At 40.1% G+C, this 1574-nt stretch carries 2 protein-coding genes; both read left to right on the plus strand.

What is annotated here, in order from left to right:
• Positions 1–1011: cobyric acid synthase (locus AC1DRF_RS27175; RefSeq protein WP_477742206.1), on the plus strand; the 1011-nt coding region annotated here is incomplete at its 5' end.
• Positions 1012–1216: 205 nt separating this feature from the next.
• Positions 1217–1574: iron chelate uptake ABC transporter family permease subunit (locus AC1DRF_RS27180; protein ID WP_477742207.1), on the plus strand; the 358-nt coding region annotated here is incomplete at its 3' end.

Here is a 1574-nt window from a genome sequence, read left to right on the forward strand (position 1 = left end):
GATAAAGGAGGCGTTTTCGCGAGCCTAGTGGGTACTCTTCAATTGCTTCCAGATGAACACAAGTCTAGAGTTATCGGGGTGTTAATTAATAAATTCCGAGGAGATTTAGAACTTTTAAAACCAGGGTTGAAGTGGTTTGAAGAATACACGGGTGTTCCGGTTCTAGGAGTTATTCCTTATATGAACAACGTGGAAATTGACGCGGAAGATTCGTTATCACTTAGAAATTACTCAACGCTTGTGAATCCGTTAAAAGAAATTGATATTGCGGTTATCTCGTACCCGCGCATCTCAAACTTTACAGACATCGATCCTTTAAGMTTAGAAGAAGACTGTCACGTGAGGCTTGTAACCAAGCCGTCGCAATTAGGTACGCCCGATTTAATTGTTTTACCAGGAAGCAAAAATACGATTGAAGATGCTCAGTTTTTACAAGAAAGCGGCCTGGCTCTAGCCATTAATCAAGTTCTGAACACAACGAACGTTCACGTCATTGGCATCTGCGGAGGATATCAAATGCTAGGGGAGACAATTACAGACCCTGATGCAGTAGAATCTCGGATTGAATCTATTAAAGGGCTTGGCTTGCTTCCAGTGGAAACCGTTATGACAACCAGCAAAAAAACAGAAAGAGTTTCTGGGTATGTCCAGCTAGAAAGTGAAAGAGTTTCGATTGAAGGCTACGAAATTCATATGGGAAAGACGATTTCTAAGAGCACCACGGAAGCTTTTGCAGTGGTAGAGCATGAAAAAGAAGGAACGGTTAAAGACAACGTTATTGGCACGTATGTTCATGATGTGTTTCATAACGATGCTTTGCGCAGAGCTTTGCTTAATCAAATTCGTAAACATAAAAAATTGCCGCCTATTACGGACACATTCAACAGTCGCCTGCAAAAAGAGGAGTCTTTTTCAAAAGCAGCAGCATATGTGAGAGAAGCCGTAGATATGGAAAAGCTGTATCAGTTAATAGACAACTATAAAAGCCCGGAGCAAACACAAAAAGTATAGCTTGTAGAGGCTTTCGCTTGTTTTTTTACCGAGAACTTTAGTACGCTATTCTACGTTGCCCAGTTCAACAGTCTAGCACTCGTAACAAATAAAAGATGATTGTTTCCAACTTAATGCATGGTGGAAGCATGGTTTATGGACAGGAAAATGAATGGTTAATGTAATGTAAAACATCACGCCTCGTTTCCTAGAGGAGCTGAAAGTATTGATTTTTAAACGTATTTTTTTAAACAAAGCATCTATTTTATACATAGTCAGTTTATTTATTGTATGTACTTCGGTAATTATGGGCGTATTTATTGGTACAGTTTCGTTAACCGTAGGAGATACAATTAAAATTATTATTGGCCATCTTACCGGGCTATCCTTATATCACGGTCCGGAAAACATGGATTTAATCATTTGGCAAATTCGTTTTCCAAGAGTACTGGTGGCATTTTTGGTAGGAGCTTCGCTTTCAATAGCAGGGGCTGCCTTTCAAGGGCTATTAAGAAACTCGCTTGCCGATCCTTATACGATTGGGGTTTCCTCAGGTGCAACCCTTGGCTCTGTCATGGCAATTT

It is taken from the genome of Priestia sp. P5_B4, from assembly GCF_056400385.1.